At 32.2% G+C, this 20,066-nt stretch carries 15 protein-coding genes and 1 riboswitch; of the genes, 3 read left to right on the top strand and 12 right to left on the bottom strand.

Features of this window, described 5'->3' with window-relative positions:
• Window positions 1-31: 31 nt before the first annotated feature.
• The 5 genes from EHE19_RS04475 to EHE19_RS04455 form a co-directional block, all read right to left on the bottom strand.
• Window positions 32-274 (bottom strand): phage tail protein, encoded by a 243-nt coding sequence (locus tag EHE19_RS04475; RefSeq protein WP_137698086.1) that lies wholly within the window; start codon window positions 272-274, stop codon window positions 32-34.
• 136 nt (window positions 275-410) lie between these two features.
• Entirely contained in the window at window positions 411-653 is a 243-nt protein-coding gene (locus EHE19_RS04470) for a phage tail protein (RefSeq protein WP_137698085.1), read from the bottom strand.
• 331 nt (window positions 654-984) lie between these two features.
• On the bottom strand, window positions 985-1,206 hold the full coding sequence (gene tlp / locus EHE19_RS04465; protein ID WP_137698084.1) for a small acid-soluble spore protein Tlp: 222 nt from the start codon (window positions 1,204-1,206) through the stop codon (window positions 985-987).
• Between the two features lie 96 nt (window positions 1,207-1,302).
• The gene (locus tag EHE19_RS04460; RefSeq protein ID WP_244648328.1) at window positions 1,303-1,557 is read right to left on the bottom strand and encodes a hypothetical protein; all 255 of its coding nucleotides are present in this window, start codon (window positions 1,555-1,557) and stop codon (window positions 1,303-1,305) included.
• A 472-nt stretch (window positions 1,558-2,029) separates the two neighbouring features.
• Window positions 2,030-3,478, bottom strand: a complete 1,449-nt coding sequence (locus EHE19_RS04455; protein WP_137698082.1) for a tryptophanase — start codon at window positions 3,476-3,478, stop codon at window positions 2,030-2,032.
• A 1,413-nt stretch (window positions 3,479-4,891) separates the two neighbouring features.
• Here EHE19_RS04455 and EHE19_RS04450 point away from each other — a divergent pair.
• Window positions 4,892-7,051 carry an ATP-binding protein gene (locus EHE19_RS04450; RefSeq protein WP_137698081.1) on the top strand — a complete coding sequence of 720 codons (2,160 nt, stop codon included), beginning with the start codon at window positions 4,892-4,894 and terminating at the stop codon, window positions 7,049-7,051.
• Window positions 7,052-7,540: 489 nt separating this feature from the next.
• Here EHE19_RS04450 and clpB read toward each other — a convergent pair whose 3' ends face one another.
• The 3 genes from clpB to EHE19_RS04435 all read right to left on the bottom strand — a co-directional run bounded on the left by clpB (window position 7,541) and on the right by EHE19_RS04435 (window position 12,381).
• Entirely contained in the window at window positions 7,541-10,129 is a 2,589-nt protein-coding gene (gene clpB, locus EHE19_RS04445; RefSeq protein ID WP_137698080.1) for an ATP-dependent chaperone ClpB, read from the bottom strand.
• 291 nt (window positions 10,130-10,420) lie between these two features.
• On the bottom strand, window positions 10,421-11,350 hold the full coding sequence (locus EHE19_RS04440; RefSeq protein WP_137698079.1) for a DnaJ C-terminal domain-containing protein: 930 nt from the start codon (window positions 11,348-11,350) through the stop codon (window positions 10,421-10,423).
• A 581-nt stretch (window positions 11,351-11,931) separates the two neighbouring features.
• On the bottom strand, window positions 11,932-12,381 hold the full coding sequence (locus EHE19_RS04435) for a GNAT family N-acetyltransferase (protein ID WP_137698092.1): 450 nt from the start codon (window positions 12,379-12,381) through the stop codon (window positions 11,932-11,934).
• A gap of 439 nt (window positions 12,382-12,820) precedes the next feature.
• Here EHE19_RS04435 and EHE19_RS04430 point away from each other — a divergent pair, with 439 nt between their 5' ends.
• Window positions 12,821-13,453 (top strand): PilZ domain-containing protein, encoded by a 633-nt coding sequence (locus tag EHE19_RS04430; protein WP_137698078.1) that lies wholly within the window; start codon window positions 12,821-12,823, stop codon window positions 13,451-13,453.
• 763 nt (window positions 13,454-14,216) lie between these two features.
• Here EHE19_RS04430 and ribH read toward each other — a convergent pair.
• The 4 genes from ribH to ribD form a co-directional block, all read right to left on the bottom strand.
• On the bottom strand, window positions 14,217-14,684 hold the full coding sequence (ribH, locus tag EHE19_RS04425) for a 6,7-dimethyl-8-ribityllumazine synthase (RefSeq protein WP_137698077.1): 468 nt from the start codon (window positions 14,682-14,684) through the stop codon (window positions 14,217-14,219).
• A gap of 2 nt (window positions 14,685-14,686) precedes the next feature.
• Window positions 14,687-15,925 carry a bifunctional 3,4-dihydroxy-2-butanone-4-phosphate synthase/GTP cyclohydrolase II gene (locus tag EHE19_RS04420; protein ID WP_137698076.1) on the bottom strand — a complete coding sequence of 413 codons (1,239 nt, stop codon included), beginning with the start codon at window positions 15,923-15,925 and terminating at the stop codon, window positions 14,687-14,689.
• A gap of 139 nt (window positions 15,926-16,064) precedes the next feature.
• Complete coding sequence (locus EHE19_RS04415; RefSeq protein WP_137698075.1) at window positions 16,065-16,727, bottom strand: riboflavin synthase; 663 nt, start codon at window positions 16,725-16,727, stop codon at window positions 16,065-16,067.
• Complete coding sequence (gene ribD / locus EHE19_RS04410; RefSeq protein WP_137698074.1) at window positions 16,727-17,836, bottom strand: bifunctional diaminohydroxyphosphoribosylaminopyrimidine deaminase/5-amino-6-(5-phosphoribosylamino)uracil reductase RibD; 1,110 nt, start codon at window positions 17,834-17,836, stop codon at window positions 16,727-16,729. Before ribD ends, EHE19_RS04415 begins: the two co-directional genes overlap by 1 nt.
• A gap of 439 nt (window positions 17,837-18,275) precedes the next feature.
• A riboswitch (FMN riboswitch) is annotated at window positions 18,276-18,390 on the bottom strand.
• 289 nt (window positions 18,391-18,679) lie between these two features.
• On the opposite strand from ribD, the gene EHE19_RS04405 reads away from it, so the two are divergent.
• On the top strand, window positions 18,680-19,678 hold the full coding sequence (locus EHE19_RS04405; RefSeq protein WP_137698073.1) for an Ig-like domain-containing protein: 999 nt from the start codon (window positions 18,680-18,682) through the stop codon (window positions 19,676-19,678).
• Window positions 19,679-20,066 lie beyond the last annotated feature (388 nt).

The raw sequence follows: 20,066 nt of genomic DNA, 5'->3' as shown, positions 1-20,066 counted from the left end.
TGAGGACAAACTTTATTAATTATTACAGCAATTACTGTCTTGATGGGTAAATACCTTCTGTTGCGATAAAGTACTTCATTCCTGGTAATGGCTCTGCGCCTTTTAAATTTGGCAAAGCAAAAGTTGTAGTTCCATTACCCCCATATTTATTTCCAATTAATGAATATAGCGCCTGATACTGTTGTATATATAACGTTTGTCCTTCACAAGGTAGCCAACCAATTGGGGTAAAGTTATAAGGAAATAGTGCTATTCCACCTAATAAATAATCCATAATTCATACCTCCTAATATCTGTATTTTATTTATTCATATTACTTAAGTAATTAACTATGTCTTGAAAAAAATGATTTTGACTGGTTTGAATAATCTTTTCTTTGAATAATCTTTCTATGACAAAACTAAGATAAACTAAGTTCTAGGGGGGTATAATCCATGTGTTGATATAAAGTATCTCATACCTGGCAATGGCGAAGCATTTCTAAGATCTGGCAAAGCAAAGGTTGTATTTCCATTACCACCATAAGTGTTTCCTATTAACGAAAAAAGAGCTTGATTTTGCGATATTTGAAGAATTTGACCTTCACACGCTATCCAACCTGATATTGAAAAATTATACGGTAGAAGAATAATTCCACCTAAGTAATAGTCCATGACAATTACCTCCTCTATATTTACAAATGCATACACTTCTAGTAATAAATATATACTTATTACGAACAATTATATAATAATATGTAATTTTTTTCAATATAATTATGACGGTTATTTTAAAATTTTGTTATATTTGTTATAAAAGTATTACTTTCAGTCTTTTACGATATAATATGTAACACATACTTTCATAAATTTCAAAAACCCTATTCCAATACCTATAAAGAACAGTAGATTTTATGTAAAGTTTGATTTTCATACTCCTAACAGTAAAATAGCCGATTTCACATATGTTAAACACATAAAATCGGCCATTAAAAACATTAACTATTTACTTTTTCTGATTTCTTGCTTCGTCTCTTATTTCTTTTCTCATTCCATTAAGTGCAACTCTTCTTCTATCATTCTTTTCTTCTAATTCTCTTTTCATTTTCTTATCATCTGTTTTTTCAATTAATTCATCTGCTGCTTCCATATTTCGGATTGTGTGGTTAATATTAAATTGTATCTTTTCAACATTATCACTTCTATCGTCTGGTTTTGGTTTTGTCATTGTTAGAATCTCCTTTTTTAAAGTAATTTTTGAATATTTCTAGTAAAATAGAAAATGATTATTCTTTATTATTATCAATATTATTATCATTTCTAATCAATCATCATCAATTTTAACCTCTTCTGCACCTGACTGTTCCATTACAGATTTAACTTCTTGGGCTTTATGTCTAGCACACTTAACATACACTACAATTCCATTATCCTCAGTTAATGAAGTAACTCCATTAACAAATGATTGGAGTTGTCCCGGATCATCCTGATCAGTTTTTATAACAGCATTTATGTGATTATCCTTGACATCATCCATCATACTTTGAAACTTTTCTTCGTCATAACTGCTAATAATCATATCTCTTCTTTGAATTCCACTGTTTTTAAGTGTATCAACTACCCCACCTACTTGACTTGGTTCGAGAAATCTGCCTATAACCTTTATGATAATCCCTCCTTAATATTGGATAAAATAAACAATATAACAATATCTTATGTTCACAAATTCAAGTTTTTATAACAGTTCAAAACTATAAATAATAAATTGATACCATTGCTATTATGTCCAAATAGGCGAATTACTATCAAGGTTTTATAAATTAAATTATTTACAAATGTTATATTATTTAACATTGTTAATTTTTTGCGTAAATTATTAGTTTTAAAAAAATAAAATTTGAGTTACCACTATAACTTAAAAGTTAAATAAAAAATTGCATGAATTAGCAGGATAAATTAACGAACCCTTACTAATTCATGCAATTAATTTGTCAATAAACTATTCTCTTGTAACGTTTGACTTATGTACGAAAGTTTGTTCAATATATTGATTATAGACTGTCACCAAAATCTGCTCTGAATTTGGCTGCTAATTTTCTCTGCCAATCAGACACAGCCTTTAATTTACCAAAGAAGAAACGCAGTACTTTTGGCTCCTCTACAAAAGTTAAGCCTTCAATTAACTGTCTGTTTTCATATAGCCATACTATTCTGTCAATTGCATAATCAACCTGTGAAAGTGTAAACACACGCCTCGGCATTGCTAAGCGCAGAAGTTCAACATTTGCAAAGGTTTCATTTCCATTTTCATCTCTTTGCTCAGAAAGGGTTCCTCTTTCCATACCTCGAACACCACTGGCAATATAGAGTGCTGCTGCAAGTGCACCTGCAGGGTATTGACTTTGTGGAATATTGCTAACAAACTGCATCGCATCTATATGACATCCTAAGCCTCCTGCAGGAGTAACTACAGGAATTCCTTTTTCTTTAAGCTTTTCAACCATATACGCAATAAACTGTGGTCCCTGATTAATCATATTTTCATCCATAGTTTCTTCCAAACCAACTGTAATGGCCTCCATCTCTCGTACAGACATTCCACCATATGTAAGAAATCCTTCGTAAAGAGTTATATATTCACGGAGTTTCATATAAATATCTTCACTATTTGTACATATTCCACCACCACGAGCACATCCAAGCTTTCGTGCTGAGAAATAAATAATATCAGAAAGCTCAGACATAATGCGAGTTATCTCCCTAATACTTAGATTCTTATATGCGTCTTCTCTCTCCTTTATGAAATACAAATTGTCTGCTAAAAGGCTGGCATCTAAAATAAGAATAATTCCGAAATCCCTACATACCTTATAAACCTCTTTCATATTTTCAAGTGAAAATGGCTGACCACCAATAAGGTTAGTACCTGCCTCTAGCCTAACAAATGCAATTTTTTCTGCACCATGCTTTTCAACTAACGCTTTTAATTTATCAACATCCATATTACCCTTAAAAGGATGAGTACTGTTAATATTTAGCCCCTCATCAATTATAAGTTCCTCAACCGAACCAGATTGCAAGGTAATATGGGCTTTTGTTGTAGTGAAATGATAATTTGTAGCAACAATTGTTCCTGGTTTTACAAGTGCTTGAGCAAGTATATTTTCGCATGCTCTTCCTTGATGAGCAGGAAGAAAAAATTTCTTGTCAAATATTTCCTGAATTTTGTTCTCAAGCTTAGTGAATGTCTCTGATCCTGCATAGCTATCATCAGCTTGCATCATAGCTGCCAGCTGATTGTCACTCATTGCATTTACACCGCTATCAGTAAGCATATCCATAAAAACATCACGGTTCTTTAATAAAAATGTGTTATTACCAGCCTCCTGTATTGCTTCTAAACGTCGTTCCACAGGCGGCAGGTTTAATTTTTGTACAATGCGTACTTTGTGCATTTCTAGAGGTACGTTACCTCCTTGATAAAATTTAACTTTTGACATTTTCATACCCTCCTACTTAAGACATTATTTATAAACCATTTTTATTATTTAAATTTTTAAGATTATAATTTAGAGATTAATTTTCTTTAAATAGTCTTAAAAATTCACTAGTCAATTACCATCGGGTAGGCTAATAGTATCTGACTGAAGCATAATTTATCTAATGCACATTAAAATTAAAGCTAACATGCGTTGTAGATATCCCAAGTCATCGACACCTAAACTATCAAGACATAAATTAGCCTCTTTTTATCCAGTAGTACTTGACTTTAGTAACAGGGCATATTAATTTAATCTTTAAGTATAAAAAAGTACCCTATAACAGGGTACTCGTCAAACAGTATTCACCTTTAAAAACACAAAAAATAACATATATTAAACATTAATTAAATGAAAAAACGAAATTAAAGCCATCCAGTGATAGTCTTAATGCATTTCCTTCTAAAAATGAATAAAAAATTATATTTCTATGTAATTAAGATGATACAGAATGTACAAAATTTATACTCTTCTACCGTAATACCATGCTACTATATTAATATATTAAGCTAGTATTTGGATAATTTCAATATATTTATATATAATATACCATTTATGATAAATAATTGTTCTATCTAACTCACAAATATCTATCTAAAACTAATTCCCTTCCAAGTTTCCATATAAAAAGGCAGGCTCTTAATTAGTGATAAATTTTTTGAACTATACAATATAATTATGATTAATATAAGCAATTACCTTATATACCAATTTTATGCATAATATAATTGACATTCCTTACCATATTTTGTAATATAGAACTATACTTGTCAGTTACAATAAGCTAGATTGTATTTTACTAAACAACAATTATTACGTAATTGACTTTTATAACGCCTAGCATCAAAATAAAACTTTATGATTATAGGAAAACTATAATTATAGGAAAACTTTAATTGCAGGTAATTTTTATTTGAATCAAAGGCATGTAGAAAGGTGAGATTATTTTCACCACTTGAAAGTCAAAGTGGTACCTGCCACTATAGAAGTTAGAGAACACTTTATTCCTAGTATTAATTATTAATCAATATAATTTGTAATTTTGTTAAATCAACTAAAGTCAATTACTGGTTAAAGTATTAAAATATTAAGCTTGAACCAACACTGTTCACTTTCAATTTTAATGGATGTATGATTCTACAATTTTTCAGTATAACTTAGCTATAACAAGTTTTAGAGCAGTATAAGCTTAATTTTGTGTTTTTCTTCAAAGAGACTACAATATCATCTTTAGATAAAAAGATGGTGCTTTTTGAGCAGCAAAAATACATATAATCTTGAATAATATTTGTAGAAGTAACCTAAGGCTTAGGCTAACATTCAGTGGCATAGGATTTTAGCCTTTAGAAATTGACTTTTTAAGGAGTAATATGTATGAAAAAATCTAGTTCAACACTACATGGAAAAAAATCAGAAATAAATGCAAGCGATTTAGCAGATATTGTATCTATTTTAGACAGAGACGGTACTTATGCAATCATTGGCAATAATGCCAGAGACTTTTTTTCTCCCACAGATTCTTTTGAAAAAGCAGGTTGCACCTATAGAGATGGTGCTTATTATGATGAAAGTGGTAATGAATTGCCTTCTAAAAAACTTCCTATCATTCAAGTTATAAATGGTGAAAAAACAATACAGGAAAAACTTGTGTATACTTCTGATTTAGGAACTTTCTATTTCAATTTGAAGGGTACTCCAGTATATAATTCTGAGGGTAACCTATTAGTGGGAATTAGCTGTTCTTTGAATGCTACAGGTCAGGTTAAAAATAATAAAAAACTAGTACATCCAGTAAACATTTTAGAAATTGCAAATGATGCAATTGTAGCCTTTGACCCAAATCACAGATTAACATACATGAATCCTGCTGCTGAACAAATGTATGGCTGGACAGCTTCTCAAGCTATTGGAAAGACATCTGAAGAAATTTTACAGTTGACTTTTCCTGAAGAACATAAATTTGATGCAAACTCAAAGCATAACCCTCTAGAAACATTAAGAGCTGAATATATTCATCACCGCAAGGATGGTTCCTCCTTTTGGGTTGAAACCACCTCAAGAGCATATTATGATAAATATGGCTGTGTGCTGGGGTATGTTGTTGTTGGCCATGATATTACTGCGCGTAAACAAGCTGAGAAGATTTCAAACTCTGTAAAAGAGCGTCTGGCTCAGGAATTAGCCTTAAAAAATCGTTTACACGCTGTCAGCGAACAATCTTCAAGTAAAGGTAATATAAAAGAAGTTCTTGATGAAATCATTAAAACAGTCATTGAATTCACTAATGCCGATGGCTGCTGTATTCATTTATTTGATGACAAGACAGGCAAAATTAGTGTTATGTCTCATAAGGGACTTGACGAATCATCCTTAAAGTTCTTTAATAAATTTAATAATCTACAAAAGCCAAAGGAACATCTTCACAAATTAAAAGAACGAATTATTATAAAAGATATATCACAGTGTCCTATACCATTTAATAAACACGACATTCCAGATATATCCTTGATAGGTAATAAGACTATACAGTTCACTCCATTAATTAGTCGTTCAGATCAATTACTTGGCATATTGTCAACCCAATACAAGCCTGACCATCGTTTTGAAGAATGGGAAAACTCATTGCTGGATATGTTATCGCGTTTAAGTCTTGATATAATAGAACATCTGCAGTATGAAATAAATAAAGAGCTCTTAATAGAATCAGAAAGAGAAAAAAATGAGGCTTTGCAAAAGTCTATTGAAATGAAGGATGAATTTCTAGCCCTTATATCCCATGAATTTAAAACGCCTCTAACTGTAATTAATTCAGCAATTCAGGCATTAGAACTTCTGTGTAAGGAAGAACTCTCTCCAAAGGCGAAGTGGTTTATCAGCAAGATACGTCAAAACTCCTATAGGCAATTGCGATTAGTTAATAATCTACTAGATATTACGCGCTTTAATTCAGGGCAGCTGAAGCTTCACCAGACAAATGAAGACATTGTTTTTTTAACTAAATCTATTACTGACTCAGTTCAGCTTTATGCACAGCAAAAGGGTATAAAATTGTATTTTTCTTCAACAATTAAATATATGGAAATCGCGATTGATGAAGAAAAATATGAAAGAATACTTTTAAATCTGCTGTCCAATGCAATTAAATTTACACCCAAAGGCAAAGCTATTAATGTAAATGTTTCTCAAAAAACCGTAGACAAAAAACGTATGGTTTGTATTCAAATTAAAGATAATGGAATAGGTATTCCAAAGGACAAGGTGAATGTTATATTTGAAAGATTTGGTCAAGTTGATAATTCACTTACCAGACAAGCAGAAGGAACAGGTATAGGCTTATCTCTTGTTAAAATGCTAGTTGAGTCTCAAGATGGAATCATTAAATTAGATAGTAAGGTGGGACAAGGCAGTTCTTTCAATGTATTTTTCCCTGCCAGAAAAAACAGAAAAACTAAGACTAAGCCAGTTAAATGTGGAATAAACGACGGTCGGCTAATCAGGGCTATAGAAGTAGAGTTTTCTGATATCTACAAATAGATGTTTGGTCAACAGCATAGAGGAAATAGAGTTCTGATATATACATATAAGCAAGACTCAAATAAAAACATAACTAGTAATTTAATATTTGATAACGTTTCATATCTGTGTCTTAATTAGATAGCCCACTTTTAACTTTTTTTAGTATCAAAAAACACAAATATATCAATGTTATATATAACGGACAAAATCCCACCTTAACAAATTTGTGTTTTTTAACTCATTGCTTATCAAGTGTTTTATGCTAAATTATTTGTAGCCACATTTATACAAAAATCCAAACACACCCTGTTTTTCTAATATTAAATCTACAGCTATAAAGCTCGAAAAACCACCTTTATCCAGTACAGTGCTTTTCGAGCTTTTCAAATGTTTGTAATTAACTTTTCTCAGTCTTAAAAATACTAAAGCAATTGTTGCGTTTCAAGTGGAATATGGAAAGATACAGTTTGATGAATCCAAAGAAATTAACACCAATCGTACACACTTTTAAACGCTTATTTTTAGCTGATTATCAATATAGTCGATACAAATAGTTTTTCCTTCAGTTACATTTCCTTTTATAATCATTTTTCCTATTTCAGTTTCGATAAATTTTTGCATGTATCGTTTGATTGGTCTTGCACCAAAAGTAGGATTATATGCTTCTTGTGCCATGTATTGTTTTGCACTATCTGATACCTTTAGCAGCAATCTTCTATCATCAAGTCTCTTCTGAATATCATTTAAGGACAGGTCAATAATCTTGATAATTTCTTGCTTTCCTAGAGGCTTGAATAGAACAATTTCATCAATACGATTTAAAAATTCAGGTTTAAAATATCTGTTTAACTCTCTCATAACCGTAGTTCTTGCTGACTCTTCAATCTCTCCATTAGATTGTATTCCATTGAGAAGGTATTGACTTCCTATATTCGAGGTCATAATTACAACTGTATTCTTAAAGTCCACAGTTCTTCCCTGGCTATCTGTGAGCCTTCCATCATCAAGAAGCTGCAATAGCACATTGAATACTTCAGGATGGGCTTTTTCAATCTCATCAAATAAAATTACGCAATACGGCTTTCTTCTTACTGCTTCGGTAAGTTGTCCTCCCTCATCATAGCCAACATATCCTGGAGGTGCACCAATTAATCTTGCAACAGAATGTTTTTCCATATATTCTGACATATCTATACGAACTACATTGTCATCACTATCAAAAAGAGCTTCTGACAATGCTTTTGCCAATTCTGTTTTTCCAACTCCGGTAGGTCCGAGAAAAATAAATGAACCAATTGGTCTTCTAGGATCTTTAAGTCCAGATCTAGCACGAATTACGGCATTTGAAACCTCTGTAACTGCTTCATCCTGCCCAACAACACGTTTGTGAAGAATTTCTTCCAAGTGTAAAAGCTTTTCTTTTTCATTTTCCATAAGCCTTGTAACTGGAATTCCAGTCCACAGGGAAACAATCTGAGAAATTTGCTCTTCTGAAACTTCTTCTTTAAGAAGTAATGCTTCATTTGATTTCTTACGCTGCTTTTCTTGCTCAAGTTGTTTTTGTAATTCTGGAAGTTTACCATGCTTTAAAACTGCTAATTGATTTAAATCATAGCTTCTTTCAGCATCCTCTATTTGCCTTTTGACGACTTCTATTTGCTGTTTAATATCCTTTTCTCTTTTAATATTCTCCTTTTCCAGTTCCCATTGAGCTTTCATACTGTCTGACTTTTCCTTTAATGATGCAATTTCCTTTTCTAAATTATTAAGTCTCTCAATTGAAACCTCATCATCCTCTTTTTTTAGAGCATGTCTTTCAATCTCAAGCTGCATTACACGTCTAGATATTTCATCAAGTTCAGTTGGCATGCTGTCAATTTCAGTTCTAATCATAGCTGCTGCCTCATCCATTAAGTCAATGGCTTTATCAGGCAAAAACCTATCGCTTATATATCTATTTGACAAAACTGCACTTGCTATAATTGCACTATCAGTAATTCTCACGCCATGGTGAATTTCAAAGCGTTCCTTGAGTCCTCTCAAAATGGAAATTGTATCTTCAACAGTAGGCTGGTCCACCACAATTGGCTGAAATCTTCTCTCAAGTGCTGCATCCTTCTCAATGTACTTTCTATATTCATCAAGCGTTGTAGCTCCAATACAATGCAATTCTCCTCTTGCCAGCATTGGTTTCAAAATATTACCAGCATCCATAGAGCCTTCTGCCTTACCGGCACCCACTATATTGTGAAGCTCATCAATAAATAAAATTACTTTACCATTTGACTTATTTACATCATTTAATACTGCCTTAAGTCTTTCTTCAAACTCACCCCTATACTTTGCTCCAGCAATAAGTGAACCCATGTCAAGAGCAAATATTGTTTTATCCTTTAGTCCCTCTGGCACATCGCCCTTTAATATTCTTTGTGCAAGTCCTTCAACAACCGCAGTTTTTCCAACACCAGGTTCTCCTATTAGTACAGGATTGTTTTTTGTCCTTCTAGATAAAATTCGTATAGCTCTTCGAATTTCTGAATCCCTGCCAATAACAGGGTCTAGTTTACCGCTTCTTGCATACTCAACCAAATCTCTTCCATACTTTTTAAGAGCATCATAGGTATCTTCAGGATTTTTTGACGTAATTCTCTGGTTGCTTCTCACCTTGCTAAGTGCTGTCATAAACTTCTCAAGTGTAATCCCATATCGTTTAAAAACAGACTGAGAGGATGTGTTCTTCTCCTTTAGTAATGCCATATAAATGTGTTCAACACTGGTGTATTCATCCTTAAAACGCTTAGCCTCTTCCTCAGCCTGTATCATAATCTCATTAAAGCGTCTAGTAGCATACATGCTTGATGCACCACTTCCATATACTTTAGGAAGTTTTTTCAGTTCTGCTTCTATGTCATTAGTAAAAATCTGAATATCCTGCCCCATGTACCCTATAAGCTTTGGAATAAGTCCATCTTCCTGTATTAAAAGTGCATAATGCAAATGCTCTCCATCAACCTGCTGATGTCCCATTTTCAAAGCTATATCCTGTGACTGGGAAATAGCACTCTGTGCTTTCTCAGTAAATCTCTCTATATCCATAATTTTATTCCTCCGTTCATAAAGCTTATATATATTTCTTCTTACTTTTCAGATATTCGGAAAAGTCTTTTATAACTCTAAGCTCTGACTCAGTATAATTATCTGATGTAAAACAAAGAGCGGTCATATCTCCGTTGAATATATATAATCTTTAGCTTCTTCTTTTTGAATTTTTTACGCCAAACTTTAAAGCTAAAAATGCTGCTTAAAGCTTAGTAATATAAGGTATATCAGAACTATTAAATGAAAAAGTCAAATAAATTTATACGAAAAAGTAGTGGTGTTTTAGTTTTATTTATTTTTGCTGGCTGCTTTCCTCAATTTTTCATAGAGCACTTTCATTTCACCATTGATTATTACTGGGTTTACAATCCTTACTTTAATGTACAGGTCGCCTCTTACTCCATTCCTGTCAGTATAGCCTTTTCCTTGTATGCGAATTTTACTGTCTGTTTGTATACCAGCCGGAATCTTTATAAGTATTTTGCCATCAAGAGTTTCAACAGTCTTTTCACCGCCAAGTGCAGCCTCCCAAGGCATAATATCTAAGCTAGTGGTAAGGTTATTTCCTTCTATGGCAAACTTGTCATTAGGCTTTAATTTGACTACAAGATATAAGTCCCCATTTTTTCCTCCGTTAACTCCATGCTCACCCTGTCCATTAAGCCTAATTTTCTCGCCATCCCTAACACCCTTTGGAACTTTAAAGGTTAGGCTCTTGTCACCTTTTTGATTTTTTAATGTAATTCTTTTTTCAGAACCCTTAAAGCCCTCTTCAATGGTAAGTTCAATCTGCGTCTCAATATCTTCCCCATTATATGAATAATTTTTTCTCCTGCTTGAAGCACCTATGTTGCTGAAAATACTTTCAAAATCAAAACCATTTTCTCCGAAAAACATATTGAAGAAATCGCTGCGATTACTAGAACCTGATGTTCTATACTCATATCGTACGTTCCTGCCAAATTGAGATGGGTCAAAATCATACCCATTTGTAAAGTTTGTTGCATTTCCAAAGGCATCATATTTCTTTCGCTTCTCCGGGTCACTAAGTACCTCATATGCTTCGCTAATTTGCTTAAATTTTTCTTCTGCCTTTTTATTTCCAGGATTGACATCAGGGTGATACTTCTTAGCGAGCTTCCTATAGGCTTTCTTTATTTCATCTTGTGATGCATTTTTCTCAAGGCCAAGAGCACTATAGTAGTCATTATATTGCATAAAGCATCCCTCCTTTCTTACACAATATATCTGTAATCTAATAAGTATATGCTTTATGGTATTGTCAAAGGCTGCATAGTTAATAATAATCAACTGCATTAGTTGAATATTATTTGTATTTAAATCTTTAACATTTTTTTAATAAAATATTTTCAATTTAAATAGGTAAGTACAAAATTACAGAACTATTTTCCACCTCATTGTTCTGTCCAAAAAATTTTGACGACTTAGAAATAACAGCATTCAATTCAAATACTTACTTTCCATTGATAAGTTAATATTTACAAATCAATTGTTAAAGTTGAATGAATCTCATAAAAGAAACAAAATTCAAATTTAACTTTGACTTTCTTTGACCTTTATTTCATAATACTAAATTCTGTATAAAAAAGCAACTTCTGATTTTAAAAAACATAAATTAATTAGGACCAGTTCTCTAAGATTATATTTAATTTACTTGACATTGCTTGTGTTTACTTTCATTTTTGAGTTTTGTTAAGGATTGTTATTTTCAGGATTTAAGTGGTACAGAGAATAATCCACAACATTTAAAATCCTATTTTAAATAAATAAATCCTTTTTTAAATAAATAAATCCTTTTTTAAATAAATCATATCAACTAATTGAATACCATTTTCAAAAATTGGATGGTCATAATTATCTGTGAAGAAATTTTTTACTCTATGAGATAATACAAATCCACAATGCTCATAAAAAGAAATTATCGACGGACTTTCTCCAGTACCAACATACATTGTTCTGCATTTGTCTTTATAGTACTCAAATATATATTTAATTAATTTACTTCCATATCCCTGTTTTTGATATTTTTCATATGTTGCTAAACTTTTTAATTCATATATACCCTCACTTTCTTTAGTTACTACACAGATACTTTTCAAATCGCCATCATAAAGGGCAAACATTTCTCCTCGTTCCAAATATCTATCAATCATGTTTTCTTGTTCATCTGCTAAAAGCAATAAATCCAAAAACCTTTTTTTGTTATCTTTTATTATTTTAACTTCTATATCAAATTCCATGTCGTCTCCCCCTTCTATAAATATGTCTGCTAAAAAATTGATATTCTAACAGATAGTATTTTTATCTTTTTATCACACTCAACTACACATACTGTTCCAAGGTTTATTGTTTTATCCGTTCAATCAATAATTCCTTGCGGTGGTCCACATAGCCCGAATAATCCATCCCACCACTTACGCAAATAAAAATATGTTGCACTCCTCTTGAATAATATAATAATAAATCACTTTTGTAAAACGATGAATAAATACATTATTCTTTTTATTTCTACATTATTTGATATATATTTTATGTAAATTTGTATAATTATTGCTTTTTATGATAATTGCTGTATAATTTTAATATGATTACTTACTGTATGATTAAAGACATTTATTTTTTTATTTATTAAAAGCACCTATATTAAAGATATTGGAGGAATGCTAAATGACCTTAGTATTAAAGCATTATACAAAAATAAGGACAATGAATTGCTCAATAGTTAGTGGTGATATTAGTAAATTAGTTACTGTCAGGTTTGATGACACTGACTGCAAAAATGTTATCATGCTAAAGGGAGATCCAGTTTTATTAGGAATAATAGGAAAGAATAACGAGATACAAATTTATGGAGGCAGAGTTATTGCTTTCACAGATGGTAACCTTCTTATTTATTCTAAAGAAGTTAAAACCGATGTACTAGAATTAAGAAGAAAATATTTCAGACATCCCGTTTCATTACTTGCAGATGTCAAAATAGTTGGTGCTCCTAATTGGGAAGATGCATGTATTATAGATGTTAGCTATTCTGGTATGCGTATATGTTCTGTTGCAAATTATAGTATTGGTAGCATTATTGAGATTAATGTATTTTTAAGTAATAATGTTTCAAAATTTGAAGCATTAATAGTAAGAAAAGCTAAAAACTTCAATAGATTTGAGTATGGTGCAAAAATACTTATTGATAAAAATGATATTTTTGGTATTCACAAAAAAATTTATAATATATTAAGAGAAGAACTCTCTATAATTTATACTTCTTTCGTAGATTATAATGTAAAATGTTTCTCCTTCAAATAATACACGTAATTAGGATTATTGGATTTATAACTCCTAGCATCAAAATGAAATTTTTTGATTGTAAATATTTTATACACCATCAAAAACCACTTGTGGTTATTGTTGCTGGAAAATGCACCTTGTTCGTACATACATTATTTTCGAATTATTACATTTAGCTGCGTGTAAGCGGGGCGTGAGATATTCTCACCTTCTGAAAAGCAAAAAAGTATCCTCCACTTATAGAAGTGAGGGGCATTTTCTTGCATAGTTATATTCTAACTCAAACTTCCCAGTTTGATATACCATTAAAACTTGAAATTTTAGGTAAAATTTTTTATTCATATCTATACTGCTTCCATGCAAAAATAAGTAATACTTTATTAAATATAACATTACATTTTCAACATATTAAAATTTATTATATACAAAAACCTATATACTTTATTTAGAAAGCTAACAACATCAGCATTTCCAAGTTCTTTAGTATATATGAATTTTGAGTTAGTTAATTAAATTTCTTAGATAATTTGAAATCAAATTAGTATAATAATTTGGCAACTTGGAAATTAATTTTTAGATACTTTAATAGATTATTAGTATACTGAATACTTAAGTCATGACCACACGTAAAACGTGTGGTATTTGTTAACACAACAAAGGGCAATAGATTTCCGTAAAAAAATTACGGCAACCTATTACCCATATTATTTCATACTTTTTAATAATCTAAACCCTATGAGTTTCTTTTTTGTTAAGACTCCAACTAACTCATCCCCTGCTGTCATATCTGCTTCAACAAATTAGCCATTTCAATTGCAGTAACTGCCGCATCATAGCCTTTATTGCCAGCCTTTGTGCCTGCTCTTTCTATAGCCTGTTCAATAGTGTCAGTAGTTAGGACACCGAATATTACAGGAACTCCTGTGTCTAATGAAACCTTTGCAATTCCTTTGGATACCTCGCTTGCAACAAAGTCAAAATGTGCTGTTGAGCCTCTGATTACAGCACCTATGCATATTACTGCGTCATACTTTTTTGAAGCAGCAAGCTTCTGTGCAACTAGCGGAATTTCAAAGGCTCCTGGCACCCATGCTGCCTCAATATCCTTTTCATCAGCTCCATGTCTGACCAAACCATCAACCACTCCACCATATAATTTACTGCTGATAAATTCATTAAAACGACCTATAACAACACCAAATTTCAACCCATTTGCTACTAATTTTCCCTCATAAGTTTTTATTGACATTTTTATTCCCCCTGATTTTTAATTGAATTTAAGTCTTTATCAAAGCCACTAAGTATATGGCCCATTTTTTCTTTTTTTGTTTTCATATAAAATTTATTAGCCTCTTTTGGAGCCAGCTGAATTGGAACTCTCTCTACAATTTCAAGTCCATATCCGCTTAGTCCAACAATTTTCTTTGGGTTATTTGTTAAAAGCCTTATTTTTCTTACGCCCAAATCATAAAGAATCTGTGCTCCTGTACCATATTCTCTTAAGTCTGGAGCAAATCCCAATAGCACATTGGCTTCAACTGTGTCCTTGCCTTTATCCTGAAGTTCATAGGCACGTATTTTATTTACTAAACCTATTCCACGCCCTTCCTGGCGCATATATAAAAGTACTCCCCTGCCTTCTTCACTTATCTGATTTAGAGCTGCTTCTAACTGCTCCCCACAATCACATCTTTGTGAGTGAAAGGCATCTCCTGTTAAACATTCGGAATGTACTCTTACCAATACTGACTCATTAGAATTTTTTATATCACCCTTTACCAAAGCAACATGATGCTCACCATTAATAATGTTTTCGTATGCAACAATTTTAAACTCTCCATATTTCGTGGGGAGTTTTGCCTCAGCAGCCGCTTTAATTACCTTTTCTTTATCCCTTCTATAGCTAATTAGGTCAGCAACTGTAATAATTTTAATGGAATGCTTTTTAGAAAATTCCATTAATTCAGGTAATCTTGCCATAGTACCATCATCATTCATTACTTCGCAAATAACTCCTGCTGGATATAATCCTGCAAGCCTTGCTAAATCTATAGCTGCCTCTGTATGTCCTGAGCGTTTTAACACTCCTCCTTCTCTTGCAATCAAAGGAAAAATATGCCCAGGTCTTAGAAAGTCACTGCTCACTGCTTCAGGATTTGCCAATTCCTTTATTGTATTTGCCCTTTCATATGCTGATATTCCAGTTGTTGAATCTTTATGGTCCACTGAAACTGTAAAAGATGTCTTCATAGTTTCGGTATTTATATCCACCATTGGCTTAAGTTCTAGAATACGGGCATGTTCTTCTGTTATAGGTACACATATTAATCCCTTTCCATAGGTAACCATAAAATTCACATGTTCATGTGTCACCTTTTCAGCTGCCATTAAAAGGTCTCCTTCATTTTCTCTGTCTTCATCATCCAAAACCAATACCATTTTACCTTGTTTGATATCCTCTATAGCTTCTTCGATAGAATTAAAACTCATATACTTCCCTCCATTAAACACATAATTGCTGACTTCTGTATCTATTTCATCAATCTATTAACATAAAGCAAGCTTTTGGGGCCTAATTACTTCATGCAATCTTTTCTAGCCAGCTAAACATTAATAATACAAAAAATACTTAAGCAAATCCGTTACTTCTAAGAAAATCAATGGATATATCTTTTTTTGTGCTTTGTATAGTTAAATCTTGCTTGTTTCCATTCAAAAGCTTTTCAACATATTTACCTATAACATCACACTCAACATTTACTATGTCACCGACTTTTAATAGTCCAAGAATAGTGTTTCCTGCTGTATGTGGTATTAATGAAACTTTAAAGGAATTTTCATCAATATAGGCGACAGTAAGGCTAGTGCCGTCAAGTGCCACAGAGCCCTTGTAAATAATATATCTCATTAGTGAATCTGCTGCCTCAACAGTAATCCATATTGCATTATCTTCCCTAACAATGTCTTTAATTATTCCTGTACCATCAATATGACCTGAAACAATATGCCCTCCTAACCTATCTGATAATTTCAAGGCCCTTTCCAAATTTACCTTATCAGATAATTTTAGTCTGCTAAGGCTTGTCATTCTCATAGTTTCAGGCATAACATCAACAGAAAACCATGAGGAATCCAGTTCAACTACTGTAAGGCATATTCCATTTACAGCAATGCTATCGCCAATTTTCACATCCTCAAGAATCTTAGAGCAATTTATTGAAAGCTTTATGGATGAACTTCCATATACTATTTTTTTTACATTACCTATTTCCTCTACAATACCTGTAAACATTATTCTCCTTTCACATATCCCTCTATAAGAATATCCTCGTCAAATCTTTGAATATTTAAATTTTTCAGTGAAATAGCATCCTTCATTAGCCTTATTCCTTCTCCCTCAATAGGAGTTTTTGCATCTATTCCCCCGATTATTTTGGGGGCAATAAAAAACATTACTTTATCAACAATTCCACAATTTAATGCAGCAGCATTTAGGTTGCCTCCACCCTCTAAAAGCACACTGTCAATTTCAAGCTTGTATAATTCGTGCATCAGTTTATTTAAATCTACATACCCTTTACAGCTTGGATTATCAAGTTTCAGAATTTGTACTCCTCTATCTTTAAGCTGCTTTTCCTTTTCATTATCAATTAATGATGTGGTAGCAAGTATTACACCAGATGAAGAATCCACATTAATGACCTGACTATCAATAGGTATTCTCCCCTTACTATCAACTATAATTCTAATTGGATCCCTTCCTCTTCCATTATTTAACCTAGTAGTAAGTGCAGGGTTATCAACAAGCACTGTATTTATTCCGACCATAATAGCGGATACCCTATCTCTTATAACATGTACTTGCTGCCTTGAACTTTCTGATGAAATCCACTTTGAGTCACCGCTAACAGAAGCTATTTTTCCATCTAGTGTCATGGCAGTTTTCATTATTACAAAAGGCATATTTTGACTAATATATTTTATAAATATCTCATTTAGTACTCTAGCTTCTTTTTCAAGAATTCCCTCTATTACTTCAATCCCAGCATCTCTTAACATTTTTATTCCCTTTCCAGATACTAATGGATTGGGGTCTTGCATTGCTATTACTACTTTTTTTATTCCAGCTTCAATTAATTTTAAAGCGCAAGGGGGCGTTTTCCCATAATGTGAGCATGGTTCCAAATTAACATAAATAGTACTCCCTTTTACATCCTGCTTGCTATTATTAATAGCTTCCACCTCTGCATGAGGACCTCCTAGTGCTTGATGATAACCCTCTGCAATAATTTCGCCGTCCCTGACAATTACAGCACCAACTAGAGGATTGGGATTAGTTTTCCCCCAGCCTCCTTTAGCAAGCTGTATTGCCCTTTTCATAAAAACTTCATGCCTGCTCATAATATCCTCCCTTTTCTATTAGGCACAAAAATTATATTAAAGCTTCGGTAGAAAAGCCTTGTTTAAAAATTACTATTGCTTTTTACAGTTCCATTTTAAACATTCAACAAAAAATTGTTTTTTTTATATCTTAACGTACCATGTTAATAAAAATATTTGCATAAACCTCATAAAGTTTCTTACAGAGATTCTCGCATTTTAATAATTCCACTTTAAGCATACCATCAGGTAACCACTTGTAGTTTTTAACTAGAAAACGCACTATTTTCGTACAAGGTATTATTAAAAATGCTAGTGGCCTTATGAATACAAGAAATGTAAACTTAAATTTTCTTACTAACATTTATATAGGCACTACTAAAGCAAAAAAGTGCGTAAAAAACCCTGAAGCGTAAACTTCAGGGCTGGGCAAACTAATAAAAGCAATATATAAGCATAATAAATTCTTCTCTCATCCAGACTATACTGTCGGCTCTGGAATCTAACCAGATCAGCCTTTACGGCTCGCGGGCTATACCGCCGATAAGGAATTTCACCTCTCCCTGAAGAACTAATATTCAGTTTTTAAGTTTTTTATTAAATAACAACACTTTTATAGTAATCTTTATTTCGAATCTAATCAAAACATTTATTCAAATTTACCATTTTTGTATTCTATAGTCAAGGTATTTAGAAATACTCTGCAATATTATTTCCCAAGACATAAAAGCGTAAAAGTTTTCTAGTTTATGCATCCGAAATATTTGTTTACATTTTTATACACCTATGTTAAAATTAACTCAAGTTTGCTGTTTATCAATATATTTTCATTTATTCCTCACATTCTATGAATGGAGGATTCTAATGTCAAAAACTAAAAAAACCCTATTAGCATTAATATTATGTTTTATCACTATTTTTTCAATTCCAATTCAAACTTTGTATGCAAGTTCATCCTTATCCTTTATTTTACTATCAAAATATTCCGCAGTTGTTGATATAGGCAATCAATTTTATATATTTGCACTGACTTCTAATGCTAAAGATCCCACCTGGAAAAGCAGTGATTCAAGTATTGCCTCTGTTAATACTTATGGTTTAGTCACTGCCAAAAAATCCGGAACAGTAACAATTACAGCTAAGATAAAAAATGCAGAAGCCGCTTGTAAGGTTACCGTAAACAAAACAAAAGTCACCCTTAGTAAAACAAGTGCTTCCATTGAGAGAAACCAGACCATAAAGCTTTCAGCAACCACCTCAAACAATTCAAAAGTCACATGGAAAAGTAATAAAAAAAGTATTGCTACAGTTGATGAAAACGGCAAAGTAATTGGCATAAAGCCTGGTGAAGCAACAATAACAGCAACCGCTGACGGAAGCAGTTCTACCTGCAAAATCAAAGTAAAATCCCCCACAATATCGCTTAACAGCACTAGCATTAAATTATACCGCTGTCAGAAATCCAAACTCTCTGCAACTGTCTCTTCTGGTATAAGTCCAGTCTGGAGAACTAACAAAAAAAGTGTTGCTACCGTAGATGCCTTAGGTAATGTGACAGCAATAAAGCATGGAACTGCTACTATCACCGCTACTGTTGATGGTGTGTCAAAAAGCTGCACAGTTGTTGTTGAAAAGCCGACTATAACTTTAAGTTCATCAGAAATAACTCTAAAAGAAGGTACTTCTGCAAAAATAACAGCAAAAGTTTCTTCTGGTTTATCTCCTGTATGGTCCACAAGCAATTCCAATGTTGTAAAAGTAGATTCAACAGGAACAATTACAGCCATTAAGAAAGGTACAGCATACATATACGCATCTGAAGACGGAACTAAAGTAAAGTGTACCGTTCATATAACTAAATAATATGTTCGGTTTTGCCCTAATGCTGCATTTGAGTAACAAATAATGTTATTCACTTTATAATTACAAATTTAGTATAAAAAATACAATTCTAAAAAGATTAAATCTATAAAATTAATTTATATGTTTGTGAGGAATAAATACAGCAAACTAGATTCCATCTGCTTCATTTGAGTATCAATCCTACACTGATTTGCATAATCTAATCTTATCCTACCTCGTTGTAATAGTTAATTCATCAAATCTCTTGTTGTAATCCATTTAGATAAGTTTGTACGAGAGTATCAGCAAGCTTGTACTTCATATTTATCTGCAAGCTTCATAAAATAATGAACACTGTATTTTAATTTATCTCTTAATGCTGGTTTTTTAACTGAATTTTCAGATAATT

It is taken from the genome of Ruminiclostridium herbifermentans (assembly GCF_005473905.2).
GTDB classification, from domain to species: Bacteria; Bacillota; Clostridia; order Acetivibrionales; family DSM-1351; genus Ruminiclostridium; species Ruminiclostridium herbifermentans.
Note: the sequence above shows the minus strand (reverse complement) of the source record. Positions and strands in the feature narration are given on the sequence as shown.